This is a genomic window from Gilliamella sp. ESL0443 (assembly GCF_019469165.1).
In the GTDB taxonomy this organism is placed as follows: domain Bacteria; phylum Pseudomonadota; class Gammaproteobacteria; order Enterobacterales; family Orbaceae; genus Gilliamella; species Gilliamella apicola_E.
In genome coordinates this window covers 1,656,870-1,683,605 of the sequence record NZ_CP048263.1, presented here as the reverse complement: position 1 = coordinate 1,683,605, position 26,736 = coordinate 1,656,870, and the positions used below count along the sequence as shown (strand labels likewise).

Sequence of the window (26,736 nt, the reverse complement as noted above, 5' to 3'; positions counted from 1 at the left end):
TTCATTATTTATGTATTATTTTTTGCTCTAAAAAATAGTTTTACACAAGTAACGCTATTTCAGAATTAATTATCAATTATTGGAGCCATTATGAATATTGTCGAAATTTCACAAAAACGTTATACCACCAAACATTATGACAAAACGAAAAAGATTCCCCAAGATAAGATTGAGCAGTTATTAACTGTTTTAAGAAACAGTCCGTCATCGGTCAACTCTCAACCGTGGCATTTTTATGTTATTGATAATGAAGCGGCCAAAAATAAAATTTTGCCGGCAATAGCTGATTTTAATCAACCACGTGTCACCGGCTCATCACATACTATTGTTTTTTGTATTAAAACTCCGTTGGATGAAGCCCATTTAGTTAATCTCCTTAATCAAGAAGAGAAAGACGGTCGTTTGCCTTCGGCGGAATTAAAGGCGTCTCAAGATCAGGGACGCCGTTATTTTGTAAATTTAAATAGCAAAACACCTGAATCACAACAGTGCTGGGAAGGTAAACAAGCCTATATTGCATTAGGGCAATTGCTTTTTGCTGCTGCGGCAATTGGTGTTGATTCTACCGCAATAGAGGGTTACGATTCTGCTAAAATGGATGAAATTTTAGATCTTAAAAGCAAAGGATTGAAAAGCATTGTGGTTGCAACGTTAGGTTATCGTGCTCAAGATGATGGTAATGCGCATCGTCCAAAATCACGTCTGCCGAAAGATCAAATCTTCACCTTTTTATAATCTGATTAACATCCCACCTCGTATTAGGTGGGATGAGTAAAAAAGGTATGTTTTTATTTCACTGAATAATTTTTATAGTGTTTCAGTTTCTCTTCCAGCGCTTGTTGTTGTTCTAAACTAAACTCGTTATAAAAAAAGTAATACCCCGAACTCTCTTGTATGAAAAACACATAACCTTTTGATGTTTTATCTATTTTATGAAATTCAGCATAGTTAATATTAAAAGATCCAACTGTTTTTTTGTAATTGAATGTTAGATGATCATCATAAAAAATACAGGTCATACTGCCAAAGCGTTCATTCAATGTTAAAACCTGCTTTTTTGATTGTTTTTTAAAATTAGCCAAAAATAAGGTAAGTAATAAAATAGGCAGTATGAAAATTAGTACTGATAAAGTAGGATTTTTTGGAAATAGCAACAAACTCAAAAATAAAAGGATAGTAGATAAAATAAACATCCTTTTTCTTGAATTTCGAAATTGATAACAAATAAAAGCATATACTTTTTGATAGTCAAATTGATAATTTACCGTTGCTATTTCGGGTTGTTGGTTTTTGTTTAAATAAGGAGCCAGATAATCTTTTAGCAGCAGTAACTCATCCGGTTGAAAAAGATCATAACGAACAAATTCAAAAATAATCTTATTACTAAAAAAAAATAATCCAGTTGTGGTTTCTTTTATTTGATACAAATCAGAGTAATAGAAAGTACTGACTTCGTTTTTATCTCTATTTAGCTGTACTATTTTTTCATTATCGAAGGTGAAGGTAAAATTACGCATATTATCAGCAATCGAATCATCTAATTGTTCTGCAAAATCATTATCTAAACAATCTAGCAGTGCGTAATAAGTATCGACTAAATATTGTCGATCAATGTGGCAATTAACGGTGATATTACTCATCCTTGCTCCTAAAATGGTCTTTATCACTAATACTGTCAATTTAATTGATTATATATAAAACTGAGTAAATTGTATGTAAAAAACAAAACCGACAGTGAATAAATCTAATCAATTCGACAAATAACCCTAGACCCCATTGACAGAATCGTTACAATATACGGCATGACTTTTATAGCAAGTAAAATTAACTTGGCTATGATTAATTTAACAAACGGATGATGTTTTATGGCGCAATATGTTTATACCATGAATCGTGTTGGGAAGATTGTTCCTCCTAAACGTTATATTTTAAAAGATATCTCATTAAGTTTTTTCCCCGGTGCCAAAATTGGTGTTCTTGGCTTAAATGGGGCAGGTAAATCGACATTACTACGAATTATGGCAGGAGTGGATACCGAAATTGAAGGTGAAGCTCGTCCACAGCCGGACATAAAAATAGGTTATTTACCGCAAGAACCTAAACTTGATCCTAAGCAAACTGTACGTGAAGCTATTGAGCAAGCCGTTGGTGATGCCAAAAAAGCATTGGCTCGTTTAGATGAAGTTTATGCGGCTTATGCTGATCCAGATGCTGATTTTGACAAATTAGCCAAAGAACAAGCCGAACTTGAAGCCATTATACAATCGCAAGATGCGCATAATCTGGATAATCAATTAGAACGAGCTGCTGATGCACTACGCTTGCCTGATTGGGATGCAAAAATCGAAAATTTATCGGGTGGTGAACGCCGTCGAGTGGCGATTTGTCAGTTATTGTTGGAAAAACCAGACATGTTATTAATTGACGAACCGACTAACCATTTAGATGCTGAATCTGTCGCATGGTTAGAACGCTTTTTACATGACTATGAAGGCACGGTGGTCGCTGTAACCCATGACCGTTATTTCTTAGACAATGTTGCTGGTTGGATTTTAGAGCTAGACCGTGGTGAAGGTATTCCATGGGAAGGTAATTATTCATCTTGGCTTGAACAGAAAGATCAGCGATTAGCGCAAGAAGCGGCAACCGAATCAGCTCGCCGTAAATCGATTGAAAAAGAGCTTGAATGGGTGCGTCAAAATCCAAAAGGTCGCCAAGCAAAAAGCAAGGCTCGTTTAGCGCGTTTTGAAGAGCTTAATAGCAACGATTACCAAAAACGTAATGAGACCAATGAACTCTTTATTCCGCCTGGGCAACGTTTAGGTGATAAAGTCATTGAAGTCGCTAATTTAACTAAATCATATGGCGATCGAGTATTAATCGATAATCTCTCATTTAGTATTCCTAAAGGGGCGATTGTTGGGATCATTGGTCCAAATGGTGCGGGTAAATCGACGCTATTTAGAATGCTATCGGGTAAAGAACAACCAGATTCAGGAACTATCACATTAGGTGATACCGTACAACTTGCCTCTGTCGATCAATTCCGTGACAGTATGGATGATAATAAGACTGTTTGGGATGAAATTTCAAATGGACAAGACATCATGCGTATTGGTAACTTCGAAATCCCAAGCCGTGCTTATGTTGGTCGCTTTAATTTTAAAGGTGTGGATCAACAAAAACGAGTTGGTGAATTGTCTGGTGGTGAACGTGGTCGGGTGCATTTAGCTAAATTACTTCAAGTTGGTGGTAATGTACTATTACTCGATGAGCCAACCAATGACCTTGATGTTGAAACACTGCGAGCGCTTGAAAATGCGTTATTAGAGTTTCCGGGCTGTGCATTAGTCATTTCGCATGACCGTTGGTTCTTAGACCGCATTGCAACTCATATTCTCGATTACCAAGACGAAGGGCATGTTGAGTTCTTTGAAGGTAACTTTACCGAATATGAAGAGTGGAAAAAACGGACTTTAGGCGCGGAGGCACTTGAACCTAAACGAGCCAAATATAAACGAATTACAAAATAACTTCATAAATTATTCCGCCGAAAGTTATCGGCGGATTTATCAATCTCTAATCAATAAAAATTTAAAGCAAGGATTTAGATGTCTTAACCAACTTAGCAAAAGTATCGGTTAATAATCTTGGAATTGCTATAATACCTCTAGCTTTAGCATCATCACACACTGCAATAGCCAAATCTGGTTTTGAACTTTTATGGATCGCCTTTTGAATAATTTTGGGTACCGACATATCAATATGAGCAACGGTATTATAAGCAGCTAATTTATAGACATGACTAAAGCCATGTTTGAATAAAAAGTTTTCAATATCACGCGCGGGTAATACAGTAATATAATCGTTTAGATTTTCACCTGGAGCACATTGTGATTGCACGGTTTCGGCATATTTTTTTCCAGCCATATCGCCATCAGTAATCACGTACCAACGAATGCCCATTTTATTTGCATAATGGATTAATGGTTTTAAACCACATTGCGCAAATTCTAACAATTGAATTCCTTCCGAACTTAAGTGATAACCACTTTGTTCTGCGAGCTCTCTTAATAACCACACTTCAGTTTCACCCTCAACCAGTAACCAACAACGGGCAAATAGGGCTATAGGGCGTCGATAAAGGACATGGAACAAAATGCGTCGACTATCGGCAACACTCAATGAATGAGGTGAAATGTACTTAGTGACAATTTGATCTGGAAGTCGGATTAATCGATAAATACTCTCCAAAGGAAATAACGACACCAAATCACTTGAATTAGAGGTAATAATTTTTTGAGCGGGTAAATTTTTCAATAATCGAAAGCCAACCGATAAAATAATTGGGTGTAGCTGACTTTCTGGCTCTTCCAAAATTAAAATAGGCACAGAGCTGTGTGATAGTGGATTATCACCCTTAGCATTAACAATAGAACCAAATATACCTAAAAGGGCAGTACGTAAATAATCATTATTCAAATCATCCAAAATATTATTGATGCGCTCAAGAGAATTCCAATCTTCTACTTTTGGACTATTTTTCTGCGCCATTTTTTTATAATTAGAACGTTGTTGATAATCAACAAAATAGTATTCTAATAATGAACGAGCAGCTTGTAATCCTCGATTAAGTTCAGCTTGGCTCAATTGCTCTGAATGGGCTTTTAACTGTTCGGAAAGCTGGTCAATAAAGTGTTGTGATAAAGGTTGATTAGTAACAGGTAAATCTTTAGCATTAATCGAATTTTTAAGCGGCATCACTGGATTCAAATTAATTAAAATAGCAATTAATAACTTAGAATCATCTAATTTTAACAACTGTCCGTGCTCATTTAACAAATGATGCTCAGTGATAATACTATCAACACTTTTTTGAGCACTCATTTGGTAAGTAATTCGATATAAATTATCTAACTGCGAGCTATAGCTAACGGCTTGCAAAGGTTGATAAGCTTGTTCATTTAATTGATTTGGATAGGATTCACAATAGACAACATTTATTGAGATATGATTACCATCATCATTATCATAATAGAAATCTGAATCGACAAACTGATAAAACTTATTATCTAGAGTTAGCAACTTTAACGCACTAAGTAAACTGGATTTCCCCCATTGATTTTCACCAATTAGAACGCTTGATTTAGCGTTAAGTTTTAACGAAAGTTGCTTAATTCCTCTAAACCCTTTGATATCAATTTGTTCAATAAACATGACATATCCTTATGGTTAAAGTTGGTACTTTTCAGTTCGTTTCGCAATGCGCTCAGCTTTACGCTTAGCACTATCAATTAACTTATGCTCATCACGTACAATGGCTTTAATGGGTTTATTAAAATAGGTTCTTAAAAAACGCCAAATATCTCGCTGAGTTAGCCCAATATTAATTGATGAAAAGTAAAGTCCAATTAAATCTTTATCACGCCAACGCGTCGGGACTTTATCACGTGTTTGTGCTCGATGAAGATCAATTACAGAAAGTTTTATTTCTTCACTATTTTCATATAACGGTAAATCCAACAAAAAATGACACAAATAACAATCACGGTGATTCACACCCGCGCCGTGCATTTTAGCGGTCATATTAGCTAAATAAATAGTTAACGAACGTTTTAAATGATAGCTAGGTGGATTGTCTAACCATGGTCGAGTAAAATCCTCTAAACTAATGGTTGGATTAAGATCTTTAGTAATAATAAACGAATGCCGAGTAAGCGGATTTAATCCCTTGCGCCCAAAAGCGCGCCCATCCATCGTATTAACACCAACTTGCTCTAAACGATGAATTGCATCCCACTCTTGTTTAGCATCTAGAACTGGCAAACGTAAAGAAATAAGGTTTTTTACAATCTCTTTAACCGTGCTGCCACGATGAATTTTAATAAAATAAGATTCACCATCCAACTCAAAATTAAGGGTTTTTCTTTGTTTAACCGCACGATAAACTTTACCTGAAATTAATTCAACTTCAGTGAATGGGTCTTTACCTAACCATAACTCTTTAAAGGGTGATTTTAGTTTGATTTCATTCATAACGACATCCTAAAATAATGTCTGCTGCGCGTTGTGCTAGATGATATAAATCTTCACTATCACCATAAGCAATCGCATGATTATGCCAATTACCCCATTGCTCCTTATCACTAATAGACCGTTCTAACGCTTGATTCAATGTGCTTTGATCATAAGGTTCTGGCAGCACAATGCCGGCATTAGCTTGGCTGATATGATAAGCATACCCAGAAATATCCGACACAATCACCGGTACCCCAGCCGCTAAAGCTTCAATCAATACCATGCCTGCGGCTTCTTGCCTTGCCGGATGCAACAAGAGATCGGCTGAAAATAGAAAATCAGGAATATCATTACGACCGGAGAAAAAACGCACTTGTTTACTAATGCCTAAGTCATCGGCTAACTTCTGATAAGGTTCAGGATTATCCTGTCCTACGACCAGATAGCTAACTTTCTGCCTAAGCGCATCGGGTAAAGCTGCAATAGCTCTCAAAGAACGGTCAACCCCCTTACGTTTAAAATCTGACCCAATTTGCACAATTACAAAATCATCTAAGCTAATTTGATTAGCTTGTCGAAATTGTTCACGTTTTTTGGGGCTATCAGCACAATATTTTCGATCTAAAGCAATCCCTGGGGGTAATAAAAAAAATCGCTCATCTTGGGTATGATAGTGATTCTTAAAATCTTGAATTTGTTGCTTAGTTAGCACCATGATTTTAGTTTGTGAACTTCGCGAAAATACTGAATTTTCAAATGCTAAATAGTGCTTGCAACGTTTCGATAATCTATAAAAAAAGCCTTTATGAGCGACTTTTTCAGCAAAACAAGTATCTCCAGCAAAATAGACATCCAAATCAGGCATTTTATTAAAACCCACCACACAGTTTACTGGATTAGCTTGTATGTGAGCCTTCACCCAATGATAATAGGCTTGATTTCGGCTATGGTTAGAGAATCCTTTTTGGGGCACGATAATAATATCAATCCCAGCTGGTTTATCACCTTGCCAGTCCAATACATAAACACGGATCTGATGTCCACGAGCTTGGCAAGCGGTAGCAATTTGCAAGAAATCACGTTGTAACCCGCCAAAAGGGAAATATTTATAAATACAAAAAGCTAGTTGCATCTAGATTGCCTCAAGTCAGAAAGGAATATTATATACTCACTCTTGATTGATGCGCAAAGCTTGATTTTGCCTACAAGGATGGTTAAGACTATTTATAAATTCCAGTATTTAAGAGTGAAATAGTAAAAACTAAATAGAATCTAAAAGCGATTTTAACGGTTAGAATCGCAAATAATTATCTTTTCATTTTTTATTAACAATATTAAAAGAACTAAAAAATAAATGATTGTTTTAGACATGTTCAAAGCACTTTATATCAAAGTAAATTCATAGCTAAAACTATTTTTCTGAAGAGAATCTAACAATATTTTTTATAAGCTTACAAAAACCTATATTTTATATTATATTAGCAAACTTAGTTTTTATTAATGGATAAGAGAAGATTAGTATGAATAAGGACATTTTTTTTAATAACAAATATGTTATTTTATTTCTCTTTCTCGTTGTGTGCTTCACATGGGGAACGACATGGATTGGAATAAAAATTGCCGTTGAAACTGTTAACCCTTTGTTAGCCGCAGGTCTGCGCTTTGTTATCGCATTTCCTTTTTTAGTATTAATTACAATTATTGCTAAATCACCAATACTGTTTCCTCGAAAATCATTCCATTTTTTTCTACTATTAACGTTATTTTATTTTACCATTCCTTATTATTTAATTAGTTTTGGTGAACAATATGTATCGTCAGGTTTAACCTCATTGTTATTTAGCACTATGCCGATTTTTTCAATTATTTTCGCTAAGATAATCTTAAAAGATAAAATATATATAAATCAGGTAATAGGTATTACAGTGGGATTTTTATGTTTGATGTACATTTTAATCTCTGAAGGTTTTATTCTTTCCTATAGCGATTTTTGGGGCGTAATATCAATACTGTTAGCGGCATTGATGCATGGTTTTTTATATGTTTACTCCAAAAAAGCTGGCGAAGGTATAAATGTATTTACCTTCAATACTCTACCGATAGGCGTTGCGGGTATCGCACTTTGTTTGTTGAGTTTTACTTTTGAAGAAAAGAATTTTCAAACTATCTCGTTAAATAGCTGGTTAGCATTAATTTATCTCGGTATTTTTGCATCCGTATTTGGCTTTATTGCTTATTTCTTTTTATTAAAACGAATGAGCCCGGTAGTATTGTCATTTATTTTTATTATTTTCCCGGTCGTTGCTATTTTTTTTCATCGATTTATGAGCATAAAATCATTTCAACTAACTTCATCATTTGTACAATCATTATGTTGTGTGGGTTTGCTATAACAAAATTACCTGTCAATGTTTTTAAAAAGTGGATAAAGAGCGACAAAAATAGAGACAATCAATAAATAGTTACTTCAACAAAAGGTTAACTTGATTTTTTGATTCAGACATCGATTGACTTTGAATGGTTTTAACACTTATCAAAGTCAATCCTTATCTACTATGATTGAATCCTGTTTTATCTACACTTTTTAGGTAATTAATTTATAGCAAGTTGCAACTAAATGATTGATAGCAAAGTTAGGCTATAGCAATATTATAACTCAAAGTGATAAGTGTCATTAATTGCACTACCTTGCGCACCAAATTGGCGTAAATTATTATCAACCGCATTCATCGATTGCCAATGGTTTTCGCACCAATCAGGGGCAAGTAGGGTGGGTTTGCGGGCATTGGCGGAGATACGGTGGTATAAAATATTGGCAGGGGTTTGCCGAATAATATCACCAGCAATATCGACATACTGCTCTAAGGACAATACATCAAGCCGACCTGCACGCCATGCTTTAGCCATAATACTACCTTCTACAATATGTAGTGGATGTAGTTTTAAACCATCAACACCGCTATTTAAAACACAATCTAGCGTAATTAAATTATCTTGCTTAGTTTCTTTAGGTAGACCAATAATTAAGTGAGTACAAACTTTTATACCAAGTCTACGCGCCTTTTGAACGGTTTGGTGATAAACATCGAACGTATGTCCACGATTAATACTGTGTAAGGTTTTATCATGAGCGGTTTGTAAGCCAAGCTCCAGCCAAACTTCAAAGCCTTTGGCATGATAACTGGCAAGTAAATCCAGCGCTTCATCCGGCACACAATCAGGGCGAGTACCAACACAAAGTCCAACAATATCGGCATTATTAAGTGCTTCTTCATACATATTTTTGAGTATTTCGACTTCGGCATAAGTACTGGTATAAGCCTGAAAATAAGCAAGATAGCGCTTAGATTTTTTCATCTGATGCGCCTGTTGGGCAAGTTGCTGTGAAATGGTTTTGACTTGAATCGACTCATCGATAATCGATGCGACATTACAAAAGGTGCAACCGCCTACACCGATAGTTCCGTCCCGATTAGGACAGCTAAAACCGCCATGTAAGGTGAGTTTATAGATTTTTTCGCCATAACGGCGTTGCAGGTCAGCACCAAACGTATTGACCACTAAATGAAGTTGCATAATCAGCCAAAAATAAAATTTTGCCTATTTTACGAAGCGAATGAGTTAAATTCAACCGATGATAAATTTTTATATACAATTAACGTAACTTTAGTCGGCTTTTCTTTAAGATGTTTTGAAACGAACACTATGGTGTAACACATTATGCCGTAATAAGTTTTATTGATGATTTTTAGAATCGCAATATTTTCAAAGCTTAATACTGAGAAAATTATACGAGTAATCTAATCTTTTTATTTTTCTGTACCTAGAAAATAAGATGTTTCAGTTTCTACCTTACTATCATCTTTCCAATCTTGGATATCTCTTTCATATTGTATTAATTCGACCTGATCACCTTTTTTATAATTGCGTAATTGAAAGGCTTTTTCTAATCCTACTTCTAACTCGTAAGGTTTATCATTGGGTAAAAAACAACCATGATCTGCGCGCCCCCTCTTTTCCGATTTGGTAATTAACACCTTGATATCAAATATACTTTTTTCATGTTCCTGTTCGCCTTCGCCAATAGAAAAAATACCGTGTTGTGGATCTTCTAATAATGTCCCGGTTAGCAAACAGAGATTTTGGAAAGAGGCAGTAGCTATCTGACTGAATAAAATACAAATAATAAAACTTATTATGCGGCAAATCGTTTTCATAGCGTTAATAGACTCGGTAAGACAAATTTCCAATATTATTCAAAAAATTTAATTAAAAAAAAAGCGTTTTTTTGTCTAGTCCTGATACTTTTACAAGTTGTTTGATTTTTTATTAACTGGCTAAAAAACAATAATTGCGATCTTCTGCTTTACTATAAATATTTTTTATAATTCAAAAAAAGGATTGAAATCGTTGGCTGATTAAGTAAGGATATTCGTTATGCTGTTTTCCATACTTGAAAACAATAATTAAGTCAAAAAGTCAATGTAATCCAAAAACAAGGAGTCAATATGTTTAGTAAAGAAATGACTATTGCCGATTATGATAAGGAATTATGGGACGCCATTAAGGGTGAAGAGCAACGTCAAGAAGATCATCTCGAATTAATTGCCTCCGAAAACTATACCAGTCCAAGAGTGATGCAGGCACAGGGTACTCAATTAACTAACAAATATGCTGAAGGCTATCCAGGTAAGCGTTATTATGGCGGTTGTGAATATGTTGATATTGTTGAGCAATTAGCGATTGAACGAGCCAAAGCGTTATTTGGTGCAGATTATGCCAATGTACAACCACATTCAGGATCACAAGCGAATTTTGCTGTTTATATGGCATTGTTAAAACCGGGCGATACTGTGTTAGGTATGAATTTATCGCAAGGTGGTCATTTAACTCATGGTTCACCAGTTAGTTTTTCCGGTAAACTCTATAATGTGGTTGCTTATGGCGTTGACGAAACTGGACATATTGATTATGACCAATTGGCGAAAACGGCCTTAGAGTCAAAACCAAAAATGATCATAGGTGGTTTTTCAGCTTATTCTGGCGTGATTGATTGGAAGCGTATGCGTGAGATTGCTGATAGTGTAGGCGCTTTCTTATTTGTGGATATGGCACACGTGGCCGGCTTAGTCGCAGCAGGGGTTTATCCAAATCCTGTCCCATTTGCGCATGTAGTGACAACCACAACGCACAAAACGCTTGGCGGACCTCGTGGTGGACTTATTTTGGCCAAAGGTGGCAGTGAAGAACTTTATAAAAAATTAAACTCAGCTGTATTCCCAGGCGCACAGGGTGGTCCATTAATTCATGTCATTGCTGCCAAAGCAGTTGCATTAAAAGAGGCGATGGAACCAGCATATCAAGAATATCAAAAACAAGTTGTTAAAAATGCTCAGGCGATGGTTGATGTAATTATCAAACGTGGCTACAAAGTCGTGTCTGGCGAAACAAAAAATCACTTATTCTTAATTGATTTGGTTGATAAAAAGATAACCGGTAAAGAGGCTGATGCCGCTTTAGGTAGTGCTAATATCACCGTCAATAAAAATAGCGTACCTAATGATCCACAAAGTCCATTTGTGACATCTGGCGTTCGAATTGGTACACCAGCCATAACTCGTCGAGGTTTTAAAGAAGAAGAATCTCGTGAATTAGCCAACTGGATTTGTGATGTATTAGATAATATTGATGATGAACAAGCGATTCAAGCAGTTAAACAAAAAGTTTTGGCAATTTGTCATCGATTACCTGTTTATCAACATTAATATTCTCGCCGACGTTATGTCGGCGAAATTATTATAAAATATTAGTTTTGAGTTGTTTTTTGAGTCATTTGTTGCTGCTGCTTAACATAATTGGCAATATCATCTTTAAACCATACTGCACTGCCAACAAGTAATACACCAACTAAGATAGCTGACCAAAATATTATCCGTGCTTTTTTATTACGTTTTCTTAAAGGATCACTTAAGTTTCGTTTAGCATTGGCTGGTAATTCGGCCTTACTGGTCAGTAGCCCACCAAGGAGTAAATTGATTTTTACTTGCCCATTGATTGCCCAACCTGAAGCTTCGAGCAATGGACCTAGTGTTCTTCTTCTTAATTTTAACCAAGCTAAAATGACTGATGGCCCAGATATAATTAAGAATAAACCTAAAATCACCAATGGAAATTGCCACCAGGAAAGAGAAAAAATAGCCTGAAAAATGGTAGCAAGTGCAGTACCAATCGCGCCTATTGCTAAGCCAATCGCAGCAAATATGCCAACACTCTTACCAATATCAAATTTATTTTCTGGATTTTGCACAGCTTGGGTACTGGTCTTTTCAATATCTGCGTCTTTATTGCTTGCCCATTTATTAATCTGTTCCGTGATTAATCGACCAATACGTTGATAAGGTGCCCAAATTGCTTGTTGAATACTAATTGGCTTACTAATCATTTTGACCACATTAGCATCCCAATCATTACCAGCATTATCAATAAACACCCCATTACGGCCTTCCATTAATAAATCACCTTGTCCGGCGGTTATGGCAGCGACAATCGTCTGTTTTTGACCTAGCCTTGTACATTCACAATACAGCAAACATAGCTCTGAATAATTTGCCATTGTTGAATGTTTAGCGATGTTTTCAACGGCAACACAAAGCGTAGCACAGCGACCATCAATATAAAGCTTGCCTAATTGAAAAGCGGCATAATGGTCAAGTGAGAAGAACTCGGCAAATGAAGCAAAGTTAATCAATAAACGATAAAGATGTTTTTGAAAAAGTACTAACTTTTCTAACACAAAAACATCCGAAGCTGAAATAGGCGTTTTATTATCTTGCTCGACCATTTTCTCAAATTCATCTAATAAATTATCATTGATAAAATGAGTGATCTGATCGGCGGGAATATCCTCAATACTCGCCGTTGGTTTAGTTGCAACACTTAACTGCTCTATATCGGGTTTAGAACTAATTAATGTCGCGTAGGCATCAAGACTAGTTTGAATATTTTGCCACTCTTGTTGTGTTAAATGATTTGGGTCGGATAAGTGAGAATCCACTAAAGCCCTAAATCGAGTGATTTTACTTTTCCAAAGTGGATTAAGTCCATTAACGAGATCCAATGAATTATTAGTATCAATCTTAGATAAAGGCAGTTCAGAAAGCGCTTCATCTGAAAGTAATCCATTTTGAGAAGGGACAATATATTTCTCATCAACATTTAATGCCGTTTGTGCTTGAGGCGCATATTGAGCTAATTCAACACGAAGAAAATAATCATAAATTTTGGGTTTGAGCTCTTGAACTAATTTCCATATTTCTGAGCGATTTTCCCCAAAAGGTGTTTGGGTATTGCTGATATTAGTTTGCCACGCTTGCCAACTTTTTAGATTTTTAACAAAAGTTTGGGCTATTTCCAGATTTATCCCATCTCGCCCACTCATATCTTTTTGCCCGCCAGTAGTCTTAATGGCTGTTTGGATAAAGCTTTGCATTTCAGGCGATAACTCAGCAGAAGGTGGAAAAATCAAATCACCATTGTAGAGCTTGCTGGCATTAATTTTTAGTGATTGTTGGACATCATCTTGAGTCAAATAATCGGCTTGGCTTTTATTTAAATTGGCCAAAATACTATGCGCTGTAACTAATAATTTTTTACCTTGCTCGGTTGAATCATCAATTTGTGATAACGACAAAGTTTCGGATGATTGAATAATAGTATCGAAAGAGACGATTTTATCTTTTACCCAACTAATCGCATCTAAAATATCAGGAATACGGATGCGTCCATCTTTATCAGAATCTAATAACTCTAATGTTCTTTGATCAAAATCTAAACCAGTAGTCGGGCAACTTAGTGCGACCCATAATTTTGGATCTAAATTGGGCAAATTGATAATGTCATTGGCATTTTTTAAAACGACTTGATCTAAACCACCAACACGCTGAAATGTCCAAGTATGACTCATAATCACCTCCATACTAAAATATTATTAATTTATTCAATTTATTAATAAGTATAGCAGTATTTATTTTTAGAAGAGAAAAGGAATGCTCATATTTAAGAGCTGTAATATATCTTTTATAATTGATTGCCAATTGCAACTTTATGATAGAATAACGCCTTATTATTTAATATCCAAATAAAAAATATGTCATTAATAAATCTTACCAATGCTTATCTGTCATTTAGTGATGCACCACTACTTGACCATATTGATATGTCGATTGAAATCAATGAACGAGTCTGTCTTGTTGGTCGTAATGGTGCAGGTAAATCAACACTGCTAAAAGTACTTAACAAAGAAATTCCATTGGATGAGGGTCAGATCGTTTATGAAAGTAACGTTGTTGTCTCTCGATTACAACAAGATCCGCCTCGAGATATTCAAGGTAATGTTTTTGACTTTGTAGCTGAAGGATTAAAAGAGCAAGCTCAATTATTGAAAGATTATTATGCATTATCACATTTGGTTGAAACGGATCCAAGTGAAAGTAATCTATCTAAGTTAGCTAAAATGCAAGAACAGCTTGATCACCAAAACGGTTGGCAACTGGATAATCGTATTCGTAATGTTATTTCTTCACTATCGTTAGATGGCGACGCCTTATTATCATCATTATCAGGTGGTTGGCTACGTAAAGCGGCGTTGGCAAAAGCACTCGTTTGCCAACCTTCAGTTCTATTACTAGACGAGCCAACCAACCATTTAGATATCGAAACCATTAAATGGCTCGAAGAGTTCTTAAAAAGCTTTAATGGTAGCATTGTGTTTATATCGCATGACCGATCTTTTATTCGGCAGATGGCGACTCGGATTATCGATTTGGATCGCGGTAAAGTCGCCTCTTGGGGTGGCAATTATGATAGTTATTTGCTTGGTAAAGAAGAGGCATTACGCGTCGAAGAGCTACAAAATGCGGAATTTGATAAAAAATTAGCACAAGAAGAAGTCTGGATCCGCCAAGGAATCAAGGCCCGTCGAACACGTAATGAAGGACGCGTTCGAGCACTAAAAGCCATGAGGCAAGAATACTCACAGCGTCGCCAAGTTATGGGTAGCGCTAAAATGCAAATCGAAGAAGCATTACGTTCAGGAAAAATTGTATTCGAGCTGGAAAATGTCACTTATCAAATTGAAGATAAACGACTGGTTAATGACTTTTCCGTGCAAGTATTACGAGGCGATAAGATCGCTTTAATTGGACCGAACGGTATTGGTAAAACGACATTATTAAAACTAATGTTAGGCAGCCTAGCACCAACATCAGGAAGTGTGCACTGTGGAACCAAACTCGAAGTTGCTTACTTTGACCAGTATCGACTAGAACTCGATCCCGAAAAAACTGTGATGGATAACCTTGCAGAAGGTAAGCAAGAAGTGATGGTAAATGGTCGTTTAAGACATGTGCTTAGCTATTTACAAGATTTCCTCTTTCCGCCAAAACGCGCTAGAACACCAGTACGAGCACTATCTGGTGGAGAGCGCAACCGTCTATTACTCGCAAAACTCTTTTTGAAACCAAGTAACTTATTAGTACTTGACGAACCAACCAATGATCTTGATATTGAAACGTTAGAGTTATTAGAAGAATTGGTTAATGATTATCAAGGAACGGTTTTACTCGTTAGCCACGACAGACAATTTGTTGATAACGTGTTGACTCAATGTTGGTTTTTTGAAGATCAAGGGCGAATTGGAATATATGCTGGTGGTTACACTGACGCATTACAACAGCAAGCACAATCAATGAGTGCACAAGTTACTAATAGCAAAAGTCATGAATCGGTTAAAAATGACCCAGCAAAAACGGAAAAAAAGAAGGTAAAATTAAGCTATAACGAACAACGAGAATTGGCACAGTTACCCAATAAAATTGAAGAACTTGAAACAGCGATTGCTGATTTACAAGCACAAATTGGCCATAGTGACTTCTTCAATCAACCACATGAAGTCACCAGCCCAATATTACAATCTTTAGCCGATAAAGAAGCGGAACTTGAAGCCGTGTTCGAACGTTGGGAACAATTAGAAGCATTAACACAATAAGCGCTCACTATGAGCGCTAATTTACCAAGTCTTTCTTGAAATAAAGCAGAAAAGTATAAGTGTCAAAATCACAAAAATAGCACCGACAAAGCCAATGTAATGGGTAGACAAATAGACTAATACTTGGCTACCCACAAAAGCGCCTCCACCAATACCGATATTATAAATACCGGAGTAAACCGAAGTTGCAATATCGGCAGCATCAGGTGCAGCATCAATTACTTTACTTTGCATCACCATACTAATAACGGTAATCGAAAGCCCCCAGACCATCCCTTGTAATATTGCGGTAATAAGGCTGAACGAACAAACATAAAGCGATAATAGACAGATTATTAATAGTAGTGCAGGAACAACAAATATCGCAATAGGGTGAGCATCAGCATACCTAGCAAAAATAACGCTACCAATCATCCCTGAAAAACCAACGGCTAATAACAAGTTAACTATCACGTGCTCATCAAAACCGCCAACATTGATCATAAACGGCGTAATATAAGTATAAGCCGTAAAATGACCAGTAATCATAATTGCCGTTAACAAATAAATATTTAGCAATACAGGGCGTTTAAGAACTTTAGGAATATCTTTGACTAAAATCTTGTTCAAACTTGGTACAGAGGGTAACAAGTAGAGCAACGATAACATGACACAAAAAGCAATAAAACCGATACATAAAAAAGTTACTCGCCAGCCAACCAGTTGCCCAATCATTGTTCCAATTGGAATACCTAAAACAGTTGCCATTGAAGTACCAACCACAATAAAGCCCATGGCTTTAGCTTTTTTACCATTTGGCGCTAACCGAACCGCTAAAGGCGTAGTAATAGCCCAAAACACAGCATGAGCGCAGGCAATACCAATCCTCGCAAACATTAAACTGTAAAAACTCCAAGCAAAGCCAGCAAGGATATGGCTACCAATAAACAAACAAAACAGAAAAATCAAAAGTTTTCGGCGATCCATCCTTGACGTTAAAACCGTTAACGGCAAAGACAACAACGATACAGCCCAAGCATAAATCGTTAATAACAACCCAGCATGAGCAACATCCATCGAAAAACTTTCGGCAATATTGGGTAGCAACCCAACCGGTACAAATTCTGTTGTATTAAATATAAATGCAGCAAAAGCAAGGCAAAAGATCGATGACCAGATTCGAGACCGGTGGTTAACTTTTCTCATGATTAGTTTTAAGAAGGGATTGATATTTAATAGTGTAATTATAGCTGAATATGTTTTACGATTAAACAGAGAAAGCAAATAAATAATAAGATCAAATTAAATCATTTAACCACAGTACTGCTTTAATGGATTATAATATTACCACCTAAATCATTCTTCGATTAACTATCATGAATCAAATTCTTATCACAGTTTGTCTATTAACCTGTAGTAATATTTTTATGACTTTTGCTTGGTATGGGCATTTACGCTTTTTGCATAATCAAGCTTGGATTGTGGCTGTATTGGTTAGTTGGGGGATAGCATTATTTGAGTATTTGCTACAAGTACCTGCAAACCGTATCGGCTTTCAAGTAGCCAGTGCTGGGCAATTGAAAATTATTCAAGAAGTGATTAGCCTATCTGTATTTATTCCGTTTTCAATTTACATATTAAAAGAACCATTCAAAACTGATTACATCTGGGCTGGGCTATGTCTACTTGGTGCAGTTTTTTTTATGTTTAAAGATAAAATTTTAGCATAAAACCAATCTACAGCACGCATGATGATATTGGTTGTTAACGCCTAACAACCAATATCATTTCGACTATAACGCCTTAAATGAAATATCCGGTAAAATGGTTTCACCTTGCCAATAAAGCTGACTAGCAACTTGTGCGGCAATATGACAATATAGCTGGGTAAACTCACTATCAGGATGACTAATAACCGTCGGCTTACCGGAATCTAAATCTTGACGTAATAAACGGTGAAGAGGAATCTGACCCAGTAATTTCGTATGATATTTTTCAGCCAAATGCTTAGCCCCCTCCTCACCAAAAATCGCTTCGTGATGCCCACAATTTTCACAGATGTGATAACTCATATTTTCGATAATACCAAGGGTAGGGATGTTAACCTTATTAAACATCACAATCCCTTTTTGGGCATCAATTAAAGCAATATCTTGTGGCGTCGTCACAATCACAGCAGCAGTAACCGGAATATTTTGGGCTAGAGTTAATTGAATATCTCCTGTCCCAGGTGGCATATCCATAATCAAATAATCAAGTTCAGGCCAAAGCGTATCTTCCAAAATCTGACACAATGCTTTACTTGCCATTGGTCCACGCCACACCATAGCATTATCAGGCTCAACCAAATAACCAATAGAATTACTCGCAAGACCATAGGCCATAATTGGTGACATATGTTTATTATCCGGTGTTACTGGTTGCTCTTTTTCGGTGCCGAGCATGGTAGGAATAGAAGGACCATAAATATCCGCATCTAAAATCCCCACTTTAGCCCCTTGCTTTTGTAATGCTAAAGCTAAATTAACCGCGGTTGATGATTTACCAACTCCACCTTTGCCCGAACTTACCGCAATAATATTTTTAACATTATTGATAGGATGATTATTATTCGCCCGCTTTAACGTCGCAATATTATAGTTAATCTTCCAATTAACCTTTTCAACCCCATCCAACTTAAGTAACTGAGGTGTAACTGTTGTTTTCAGGTCTTCAAAGCCAGTTTGCCAAGCAAAAGGCATCACTAAGCTAATTAGCAGTTCTTGGTTAGCCTGTTCACATTGAGTAATTGCGCCAAGCTCAATCAAATTTTTGGATAAAGTGGGATGAGTAAAATTCTCTAGAATTTTTTTTGCTTCCATGGTTATTAGCCTTAACTGTTATCAACAAGTTTTATACTCATATTGCTTCAAATAGATATGATTATCGATATTGTTTTAACTTGATAAGAGTGATCACTCTTTCTGATAGAATGATAACCATTCCCTGCACAATATCGCTCAAAGTATATAAAGAATTTTTATCAAATTATGGCATAAATCTGGCGATAATCCCACGATTGATGTACTATTTCCGCCATTATGTAATAAAAGGTATTAATTCGATATGACAACTCAACGCAAAATATTAGTAACTTGTGCGCTTCCTTATGCAAATGGTGCAATTCACTTAGGTCATATGCTCGAACATATTCAAGCAGATGTATGGGTACGCTATCAACGTATGCGTGGCAATGAGATCTATTTTATTTGCGCTGATGATGCTCATGGTACGCCAATTATGCTTAAAGCACAGCAATTAGGCATCACCCCGGAACAGATGATAGATGAAGTTAAAATTGAGCATCAACGTGATTTTGCCGGTTTCAATATTAGTTACGATAATTACCACTCAACCCATAGCCCTGAAAATCGGGAAATATCTGAAAAGATCTATAAACGATTAAAGGCTAATGGCTATATTAAAACCAAAGTAATATCACAACTATTCGATCCCGAAAAAAAGATGTTTTTACCGGATCGTTTTGTTAAAGGGACTTGCCCTCGCTGTAAATCACCAGACCAATATGGCGATAACTGTGAAGTTTGTGGTGCAACTTATAATCCGATTGATTTAATTAATCCGCAATCAGTGGTATCGGGTGCAACGCCGATCATGAAAGATTCAGAGCACTTCTTTTTTGACTTGCCTGCGTTTTCCGATATGTTACAAGCGTGGATCCGATCAGGAACATTGCAAGATCAAGTGGCTAACAAAATGCAAGAGTGGTTTGAAGCAGGCCTACAACCATGGGATATCAGTCGGGATGCGCCATATTTTGGTTTTGAAATTCCCGATGCACCGGGCAAATATTTTTATGTTTGGTTAGATGCGCCAATCGGTTATATGGGATCATTCCTCAATTACTGTAATAAACACAACAAACCGATTTTTGATCAGTTTTGGAATAAAGATTCAACCACTGAACTTTACCATTTTATCGGTAAAGATATTGTCTACTTCCATAGCCTGTTTTGGCCGGCAATGTTAGACGGTAGCGAACATCGTAAACCTTCTAATATTTTTGTGCATGGCTATGTCACTGTCGACGGGGCGAAGATGTCAAAATCACGTGGTACCTTTATTCAAGCAAGTACCTATTTGAAACATTTAGATCCTGACTGTTTGCGTTACTATTATGCAGCCAAACTCTCGCCACATATCGATGATATCGATTTAAATTTAGAAGATTTTGTGCAACGGGTGAATAGTGATTTAGTTAACAAAGTGGTGAATATTGCATCCCGTTCGGCTGGTTTTATCAGTAAACGTTTTGGTGGTAAATTATCCGCCAATCTTGCAGAGCCGGAACTTTATGCTTTATTCGTTGAAAAATCAAAAGTCATCGCTGATTATTTTGAACAACGTGAATCCGGTAAAGCAATTCGTGAAATTATGGCATTGGCTGATGAAGCAAATCGTTATATCGATGAAAAAGCGCCATGGGTGGTGGCTAAACAAGAGGGACAAGATCAAGCATTACAAGATATTTGTTCTATGGGTATTCATCTATTCCGCATTTTAATGACCTATTTAAAACCAGTCGTGCCGTCATTAGCGGAGCGCAGTGAGGCGTTTTTAAACAGCCAATTAATCTGGGACACGATTGATAAACCATTAACTGGGCACACGATCAACCAATTCAAAGCCCTGTTTAACCGTATAGATATGGATAAAATTACTGCTATGATTGAAGAAACCAAAAGCGTTTTAGCAACACCTGCCAAAGAAAAAGTGGCAGAACCTATTGCTGATACTATCAATTTTGATGACTTTGCCAAAGTTGATATGCGTGTTGCGTTAATTAAAAATGCCACGGTGGTTGAAGGGTCGGATAAATTATTGCAGTTAACACTGGATATTGGCGATGAAACTCGCAACGTATTTTCCGGCATCAAACAGTTCTATCCTGATCCTGCGGTTTTAGTCGGTAAACTAACCATAATGATCGCTAACTTAGCGCCGCGTAAAATGCGTTTTGGTATCTCAGAAGGCATGGTACTTTGTGCAAGCGGTAAAGATGATAGTGAAGGTGTTTACCTATTATCACCAGATAGCGGGGCAAAACCGGGTATGCGAATTTCGTAGTCCTCTAAATTATCGACATCTTAACAAGTTAAATGCTTGTTAAGATGTATTTAGGATAATATTGGCATTGTAAAATAGGCTCCCAGCATAAACAACTCAACTCTCAACTTAAAAGGCTTTTGTGGTGTTTTATATCAAAAAAAGTTGAGGAGCGGGGTTTTTGAGGTTTTAAATTTTACTTAAAAAATTATTCAAATATCAAAATCACTAAATTTCTAATTCAAAGCCCTAAAATAAAATTTTCAGGATCAATTGCTCTAATTTTAAAGATTTGTAATTGAAATATCTCTAATTAAAACAGTAGTTAATCAATTATAAACTAGATTTCTTTTAGAACATCTTTACGAAAGTTAACGTAAATGAGTGAAAAAAAGTGTTGCATCGTGTTTTTCCAATCACTATACTTTTTACACGGTTTTAGCTACAAGGCTAAAATTTGATATAAAAGTATAAAATTACAAATAAATCAAAAAATTACTTGACAAGGTAGTCCAAAATGCATTATAATTTTCAACAGGCAACAGGCAACATGGCCAACCTATCTTTTAAATTCTTCTAACTTCAACTCCCAACTTAAATTTTTCACTGAAACTTATTTTTCCACGCAATCAAGTGAAATTCTGCGAATTTTCGCGCGTTCGCTTCCGCGGTCCTTTTTCGGATCCTGCTTTCGATCCTTTTCCAAATTATCCCAGCAGATTGTTTTTTTCGTGGCCTTTTTCCTTCCTTTTTCGAGTCTTGCATTGACATCACAGACAACTAGGAATGCGATACAGGGTAGTGCGCCGTATTTGACTTTCGATGGTGGTCGTAATCGTGCTGTTAACATCAACGCTTTGCTTTGGATTAAGTTATCTGACGGAACTAAATATACACCATCAACTAATTCTTCATCATATAACTATCCAATTGAGTTGCCAGTTACTGGTCAGAGTTTCACCGATATTAGTATGTTGGTTCCTACTGATACTAATTCAGTCGCATTGAATACTCTTATCGGTCCTCCTTATAATTATTGGAGAGATGATGATGGGGATGGTGACATTCTTGTTGATGGTACTTTAAGCTTATCTATCCTTGATAAAAATAACCAAGCCGTATCACGTAATGCTGTACTAGAAATTGCTAGGGCACCTTATAAAGTTATATTAACTAGTACCAATGGTAAATTAATGACTCGTTATGGGGTTCCTAAAAACGGTTATTTCAGTGCTAGTAATGTGACATATTATATTAATCCTAAGGAACGACCAGTAATTCTTTTTGCTAAGCCGAATCTAAGCTACGGTTCAGGTTCATATGCTGGTCCATCTTCGATGTGGAACCCTAAGAGAGGTTTTCTTACTCAATCAACCGAGCAGTCATCTTATGATTTAAATTTTCCGACAACTGGGGCTGATGGTTTATACTTTGATTTAGCCATTAGTGGAAATAGTAAGGCTTTGTATTGGCAACCTGTTTCTCGTGAAGGTATAACTGCTACTATGAGCAATTCTACAAATACAGGAGTACGTGTTACATTAAAGGGGCCCGTTGTAACCGATTCCTCCCAGCATTGGTCTGAAAATCCACGCCGTATTTATCGACCTAGTCTCCCTCAGACATTTGAGTTAATTGGTCGTGACAGAAAAGGTAATTCGGTCGTTAAATATGGATTTAAGTTAAAACAGTGGTTCGTCAACCGAGGCCAAGCACAATTCGATTATTCGCATACTGTATCTTGGTGTAATCGTATAGGTTATAGTATGCCAAGAGTAGTCGATTTAACTAATTCAACGTATGAGCGAGGAGCCAACTTCCCATCATCAGGTAATTATTATCAACGTCGCATAGGTGCAGGTTTTTTTACCGAGTGGGGTGCTCTTGAGGACGGCTATTACAAAGCTGAATTTCTTTCCAATTGGTATTGGAGTCGAGGCTCAGAGATTGTAAGAGTTGTGAAACCTAGAGACGGAGTTGTCTTTTACCATTACACCGACAACAGATTCTATGGGCTTTGCGTCTATCCTTAGTATTTATTTGTTCATCCTCAATCTTTAGTTACGTTTGAATCACCCGCCTAGGCGGGTTTATTTTTATGTGTTTTATTGAAAAAAGTTGAGGAACGGGGTTTTTGAACCCCAAAATCCCTTTATTGTTCCTTCCATATTCAACTTTTATTTTTGATTTTCTGCTGGGTTGCCTGAATATGGAAAATGGCTGTCTTTTAGTTGGAATGAGAAATCTTTAGTATCAACTTCCCCAACGGTTTTATCACTGTCATAGAGCGCTAGTAAGAATTCAGCCATTTGGTCGGCAGAATGATATTTGGCAAAACTTTTGTCATAATTATATTCACTGACATTGTTGGCTTTTTTGCCAAATTCAGTTTGCGTTGCTGCTGGGGCGAGTACTTTGGCTCTTAGTTTTGCGTTAGTCTGTATTAATTCTTGAGCAAGCCCTTCTGTAAAGGCACTGACGTAAAATTTGGTGGCGCAATAGGTTACCGCGTTAGGTACAATGGTATAACCACCTCGTGATGAGATGTTAATCAGTTGTGTGTTGGTGTGATTATGGTATTTACGTACATAAAGGGTTGATAGGATGGTTAATGCTTCTATGTTTAGGTGGAGCATTGACTCAATTTTAGTTAACTCTTGTGTACTTACACTACCATAATGTCCAAAACCAGCATTGTTGATCCACGTTTCGATAAAGTAATTTCTTAGTTCATTAAATAATGTGTAGAGAGATTGTGTATTGGTGAGATCACAAACTTTAATAATGACTTCAATGTCGGGGTTGATTGTTTCTATTTTGTTTTTTAATGATTCTAAATTTTCAATTCTTCTTGCTATTATAATAAGGTCTTTGTTTCTTTTTGCAAAAGCTATTGCTGTCGCGTAACCTATCCCTGAGCTAGCGCCAGTGATGGCTGTATATCTTTTTTCAGTGTTAATAATTTCTGTTTTTGTTTCGATATCCATTTCCATTTCCATTTCCATTTTGAATCCTTTTTATATCCGTATCTATGTCCTAATTAGTCAATTTTAGTTGCTTGCATTAAAATTGTTCAGCGAACATCAAAGTTCCCACTTATGATAACAATTTTTTGTTTAGAGTATTTTCTTTTTTTAATTAATGATGTGTATTATATTTGTATATAAAATGACTATAAATAGTGTGAAAATTTATTTATTAACAACTGGAGGTTGATAATATGGATTTAGTTAAGTGTATGGAAGCTTTTGTGATAACGGTTAAGACCGGATCGTTTGCTGCAACTTCAATCTCTTTAAATACCTCTCCACAAATGGTCGCGAAGTATATTTTGTTTTTAGAAAATTATTTGGGCTTGAAGTTGTTAAATAGAACGACGCGATCGCAAAATTTGACCGAGTTTGGCAAGCAGTATTATGAGCGATGTCTATTTATTTTAAGTGAGATTAAGAATACTAAGACATTAGCACAAACATATAGTAAGGAGCCGAAAGGTCGTTTAAGAATTAGTGCACCGGTGAGTTATGGTCAATTTAATTTGGTTCCGGTTATTAGCCATTTTATGAAATGTTATCCGAAGGTGAATATTGATATTCAGTTAAACGATCGTTATGTTGATTTAGTTAAAGATGATTTTGATGTGGTGTTTCGAATCGGTTCTTTAAGTGATTCGGGATTAATTGCGAGAAAGCTTAGTGATTTGCAACTTATTTTTGCTGCATCGCCAAGTTATTTGGCTCGTTATGGTGTGCCAGCAGTACCCGATGATTTGAAAAAGCATCAATGTTTGATCTATCAATATGTTAATTCAAACAAAAAAGATAATTTGTGGCCGTTTAAGATAAATGGTGAATTGATTAATGTTCCAATTACAGGATCATTTCAAAGTAATAATACGGCAGCACTAGCTGTGGCCGCCCTTGAAGGGTTAGGTATTACGATGTTACCTGAGTCGACGTTGAGAGAGTCAATTAAACAAAATAAATTAATCCCAGTTTTACAAAATTTTTTACCGCCGGCGAGGGAAGTCCATTTGTTGTATACCGCCGATAAGCAACGGTTGCCTAAGCTCAATATTTTTATCGATTTTATTATTAATGCGATGACTTAATAAGTATTTGGATAAATAAAAAAAGCGATCTGATGATCGCTTTTTTATTAATTTTTATTGAATTATTTTATTGTTGCAAGTGTGCTTACTTCTTTACCTAACATATTGTTTAGGTAATCTAGATCACTTGCCGTTAAGGTTCCAACTGCATATTTTAACTGTAATAAACTTGTTAAATAGTTGTATTTAGCGTCAGAAAGATTTCGTTTTGAGCTATACAGTTGTGTTGTTGCGTTAAGTACGTCAACGATAGTACGAGTTCCTACTTGGTATCCAGAAGAGGTTGCTTCTAATGAGCTTTGTGCTGAAACAACCGCTTGTTGATAAGCTTTAATCGCACTGATCGATGATGAGATGTTGTTGTAGGATGAGCGGATTTGGTTAATCACACTACGATTAGTACTTTCAAGTTTTTCACTTGAGCTTACGAAGCTGTGTTGTGCTTGTTGTACTTGTGATACTGTTGCGCCACCAGAGAATAGTGGTAAGCTTACGCTAACCCCAATTTTGTTATCACCTGCATATTTTTTTTGACGCTTGTAATTGGTATTACCATAACTCTCGCTTTTATTTAGGTTGGTTGATGCTTCTAAGCTAGCAGTAGGCATAAAACCGGATTGAGCCATTTTGATTTGGTCACGAGCAATCTCTTGGTTTAACTTCATTGTTAATAAATTGAGATTAGTGGTTTCAGATTGTTTTAACAATGTGTTGATTTGAGTTGGTTGCTCAGTTCTAAAGGTTTTGGTATCAACGCTGGCAAGTTGAGAATAGAAGCGTCCACTTACTTGGCGTAATGCTTCAAGCGCATTATTTAGATCATTTAATGCATTAACTTGTTGTGCAACAGTTAAGTCGTAATTTGCTTGAGCATTTTGTACGTCGGTAATAGCAACTAGACCAACTTGATGTTGTTGGCGAGTTTGTTCTAATTGACGACCAATTGCTTTTTTCTGTGCATCGATGAAGCTTAATGCATCAAGAGCTTTTAATACGTTAAAGTAGGCTACTGAGGTGTTTAAAATTAATGTTTGGCCTTGATATTGATAAGAGATATCCGCAATAGTGGCTTGTTTTTTGGTGATATCTAACGCTTTCCAATTAGAAAAATTAAAGATACTTTGTGATACACCAACTTGGTATAAGCTACCGTTTTTAGTTTTAACACCGCTATCGTCTCGACGTCCATGTGATACACCATAAGAAGCACTAAGGCCAACTTGCGGAAGTAAGCTTGCACGAGAACCTGAAATTGCTGAGTAAGCTTTATCTTTTTCAGCTAATGAACTGCGTAGATCTGGGTTGGTTTGTTTCGCTTGTTCATAAACCTGTACTAAGTTTTCAGCAAACACAGATTGACTTAATGCTAAGCCAATTAAAAAGGTTAAAGTTTTTTTCATTAATTTTCTCTTTAAAAGCAATAAAATAGAATAATATTTTCAATTGCATAATTTTAACAGATAATTAGCATATAGAA

The 26,736-nt window shown here is 36.2% G+C and carries 20 protein-coding genes; 9 read left to right on the top strand and 11 right to left on the bottom strand.

Annotated elements, in window-relative coordinates; genetic code table 11:
* Positions 1–90: 90 nt before the first annotated feature.
* Positions 91–735 (top strand): oxygen-insensitive NAD(P)H nitroreductase, encoded by a 645-nt coding sequence (gene nfsB, locus GYM76_RS07695; protein ID WP_065562275.1) that lies wholly within the window; start codon positions 91–93, stop codon positions 733–735.
* A 53-nt stretch (positions 736–788) separates the two neighbouring features.
* On the opposite strand, the gene GYM76_RS07690 is transcribed toward nfsB, so the two are convergent.
* Positions 789–1,640 (bottom strand): YcxB family protein, encoded by an 852-nt coding sequence (locus GYM76_RS07690; protein ID WP_065734239.1) that lies wholly within the window; start codon positions 1,638–1,640, stop codon positions 789–791.
* Positions 1,641–1,865: 225 nt separating this feature from the next.
* Here GYM76_RS07690 and ettA point away from each other — a divergent pair, with 225 nt between their 5' ends.
* Positions 1,866–3,533 (top strand): energy-dependent translational throttle protein EttA, encoded by a 1,668-nt coding sequence (gene ettA / locus GYM76_RS07685; RefSeq protein WP_065562273.1) that lies wholly within the window; start codon positions 1,866–1,868, stop codon positions 3,531–3,533.
* Between the two features lie 61 nt (positions 3,534–3,594).
* On the opposite strand, the gene GYM76_RS07680 is transcribed toward ettA, so the two are convergent.
* Genes GYM76_RS07680 through GYM76_RS07670 form a run of 3 tightly spaced genes read right to left on the bottom strand, consistent with a single transcriptional unit; the run spans position 3,595 to position 7,150 of the window.
* Complete coding sequence (locus GYM76_RS07680; RefSeq protein ID WP_220225088.1) at positions 3,595–5,217, bottom strand: DUF2813 domain-containing protein; 1,623 nt, start codon at positions 5,215–5,217, stop codon at positions 3,595–3,597.
* A gap of 15 nt (positions 5,218–5,232) precedes the next feature.
* Positions 5,233–6,036, bottom strand: coding sequence for a lipopolysaccharide core heptose(I) kinase RfaP (gene rfaP, locus GYM76_RS07675; RefSeq protein ID WP_220225087.1), 804 nt, complete (start codon positions 6,034–6,036; stop codon positions 5,233–5,235).
* The gene (locus GYM76_RS07670; protein WP_220225086.1) at positions 6,029–7,150 is read right to left on the bottom strand and encodes a glycosyltransferase family 4 protein; all 1,122 of its coding nucleotides are present in this window, start codon (positions 7,148–7,150) and stop codon (positions 6,029–6,031) included. The genes rfaP and GYM76_RS07670 overlap by 8 nt, the downstream gene beginning before the upstream one ends.
* Positions 7,151–7,538: 388 nt before the next feature.
* Between GYM76_RS07670 and GYM76_RS07665 the strand changes: the two genes are divergently transcribed.
* A complete protein-coding gene (locus GYM76_RS07665; RefSeq protein ID WP_220225085.1) occupies positions 7,539–8,411 on the top strand; it encodes a DMT family transporter in 873 nt (290 codons plus the stop codon).
* Positions 8,412–8,667: 256 nt separating this feature from the next.
* Here the strand turns inward: GYM76_RS07665 and GYM76_RS07660 are convergent, their stop codons facing one another.
* Both GYM76_RS07660 and GYM76_RS07655 read right to left on the bottom strand, forming a co-directional pair.
* The gene (locus tag GYM76_RS07660; RefSeq protein WP_220225084.1) at positions 8,668–9,594 is read right to left on the bottom strand and encodes a TIGR01212 family radical SAM protein; all 927 of its coding nucleotides are present in this window, start codon (positions 9,592–9,594) and stop codon (positions 8,668–8,670) included.
* A gap of 233 nt (positions 9,595–9,827) precedes the next feature.
* Entirely contained in the window at positions 9,828–10,235 is a 408-nt protein-coding gene (locus tag GYM76_RS07655) for a hypothetical protein (RefSeq protein ID WP_220225083.1), read from the bottom strand.
* A 291-nt stretch (positions 10,236–10,526) separates the two neighbouring features.
* Here GYM76_RS07655 and glyA point away from each other — a divergent pair, with 291 nt between their 5' ends.
* The gene (gene glyA / locus GYM76_RS07650; protein ID WP_220225082.1) at positions 10,527–11,783 is read left to right on the top strand and encodes a serine hydroxymethyltransferase; all 1,257 of its coding nucleotides are present in this window, start codon (positions 10,527–10,529) and stop codon (positions 11,781–11,783) included.
* 41 nt (positions 11,784–11,824) lie between these two features.
* Here glyA and GYM76_RS07645 read toward each other — a convergent pair whose 3' ends face one another.
* A complete protein-coding gene (locus tag GYM76_RS07645; protein WP_220225081.1) occupies positions 11,825–13,981 on the bottom strand; it encodes a phage holin family protein in 2,157 nt (718 codons plus the stop codon).
* 183 nt (positions 13,982–14,164) lie between these two features.
* Here GYM76_RS07645 and GYM76_RS07640 point away from each other — a divergent pair, with 183 nt between their 5' ends.
* Positions 14,165–16,063 carry an ABC transporter ATP-binding protein gene (locus GYM76_RS07640; RefSeq protein ID WP_220225080.1) on the top strand — a complete coding sequence of 633 codons (1,899 nt, stop codon included), beginning with the start codon at positions 14,165–14,167 and terminating at the stop codon, positions 16,061–16,063.
* A 21-nt stretch (positions 16,064–16,084) separates the two neighbouring features.
* On the opposite strand, the gene GYM76_RS07635 is transcribed toward GYM76_RS07640, so the two are convergent.
* Entirely contained in the window at positions 16,085–17,248 is a 1,164-nt protein-coding gene (locus GYM76_RS07635) for a sugar transporter (RefSeq protein ID WP_220225079.1), read from the bottom strand.
* Between the two features lie 170 nt (positions 17,249–17,418).
* On the opposite strand from GYM76_RS07635, the gene GYM76_RS07630 reads away from it, so the two are divergent.
* Positions 17,419–17,772, top strand: coding sequence for a DMT family protein (locus tag GYM76_RS07630; RefSeq protein ID WP_065734248.1), 354 nt, complete (start codon positions 17,419–17,421; stop codon positions 17,770–17,772).
* 63 nt (positions 17,773–17,835) lie between these two features.
* On the opposite strand, the gene apbC is transcribed toward GYM76_RS07630, so the two are convergent.
* Positions 17,836–18,903 (bottom strand): iron-sulfur cluster carrier protein ApbC, encoded by a 1,068-nt coding sequence (gene apbC, locus GYM76_RS07625; protein WP_220225078.1) that lies wholly within the window; start codon positions 18,901–18,903, stop codon positions 17,836–17,838.
* A 244-nt stretch (positions 18,904–19,147) separates the two neighbouring features.
* Here apbC and metG point away from each other — a divergent pair, with 244 nt between their 5' ends.
* Both metG and GYM76_RS07615 read left to right on the top strand, forming a co-directional pair.
* A complete protein-coding gene (gene metG / locus GYM76_RS07620; protein ID WP_220225077.1) occupies positions 19,148–21,169 on the top strand; it encodes a methionine--tRNA ligase in 2,022 nt (673 codons plus the stop codon).
* 743 nt (positions 21,170–21,912) lie between these two features.
* The gene (locus tag GYM76_RS07615) at positions 21,913–23,181 is read left to right on the top strand and encodes a hypothetical protein (RefSeq protein WP_220225076.1); all 1,269 of its coding nucleotides are present in this window, start codon (positions 21,913–21,915) and stop codon (positions 23,179–23,181) included.
* 144 nt (positions 23,182–23,325) lie between these two features.
* Here the strand turns inward: GYM76_RS07615 and GYM76_RS07610 are convergent, their stop codons facing one another.
* On the bottom strand, positions 23,326–24,147 hold the full coding sequence (locus GYM76_RS07610) for an SDR family NAD(P)-dependent oxidoreductase (protein ID WP_370632623.1): 822 nt from the start codon (positions 24,145–24,147) through the stop codon (positions 23,326–23,328).
* A gap of 221 nt (positions 24,148–24,368) precedes the next feature.
* On the opposite strand from GYM76_RS07610, the gene GYM76_RS07605 reads away from it, so the two are divergent.
* Positions 24,369–25,259, top strand: a complete 891-nt coding sequence (locus GYM76_RS07605; RefSeq protein WP_065734255.1) for a LysR family transcriptional regulator — start codon at positions 24,369–24,371, stop codon at positions 25,257–25,259.
* A 62-nt stretch (positions 25,260–25,321) separates the two neighbouring features.
* On the opposite strand, the gene tolC is transcribed toward GYM76_RS07605, so the two are convergent.
* A complete protein-coding gene (gene tolC, locus GYM76_RS07600; RefSeq protein ID WP_220225074.1) occupies positions 25,322–26,659 on the bottom strand; it encodes an outer membrane channel protein TolC in 1,338 nt (445 codons plus the stop codon).
* Positions 26,660–26,736: the final 77 nt, after the last annotated feature.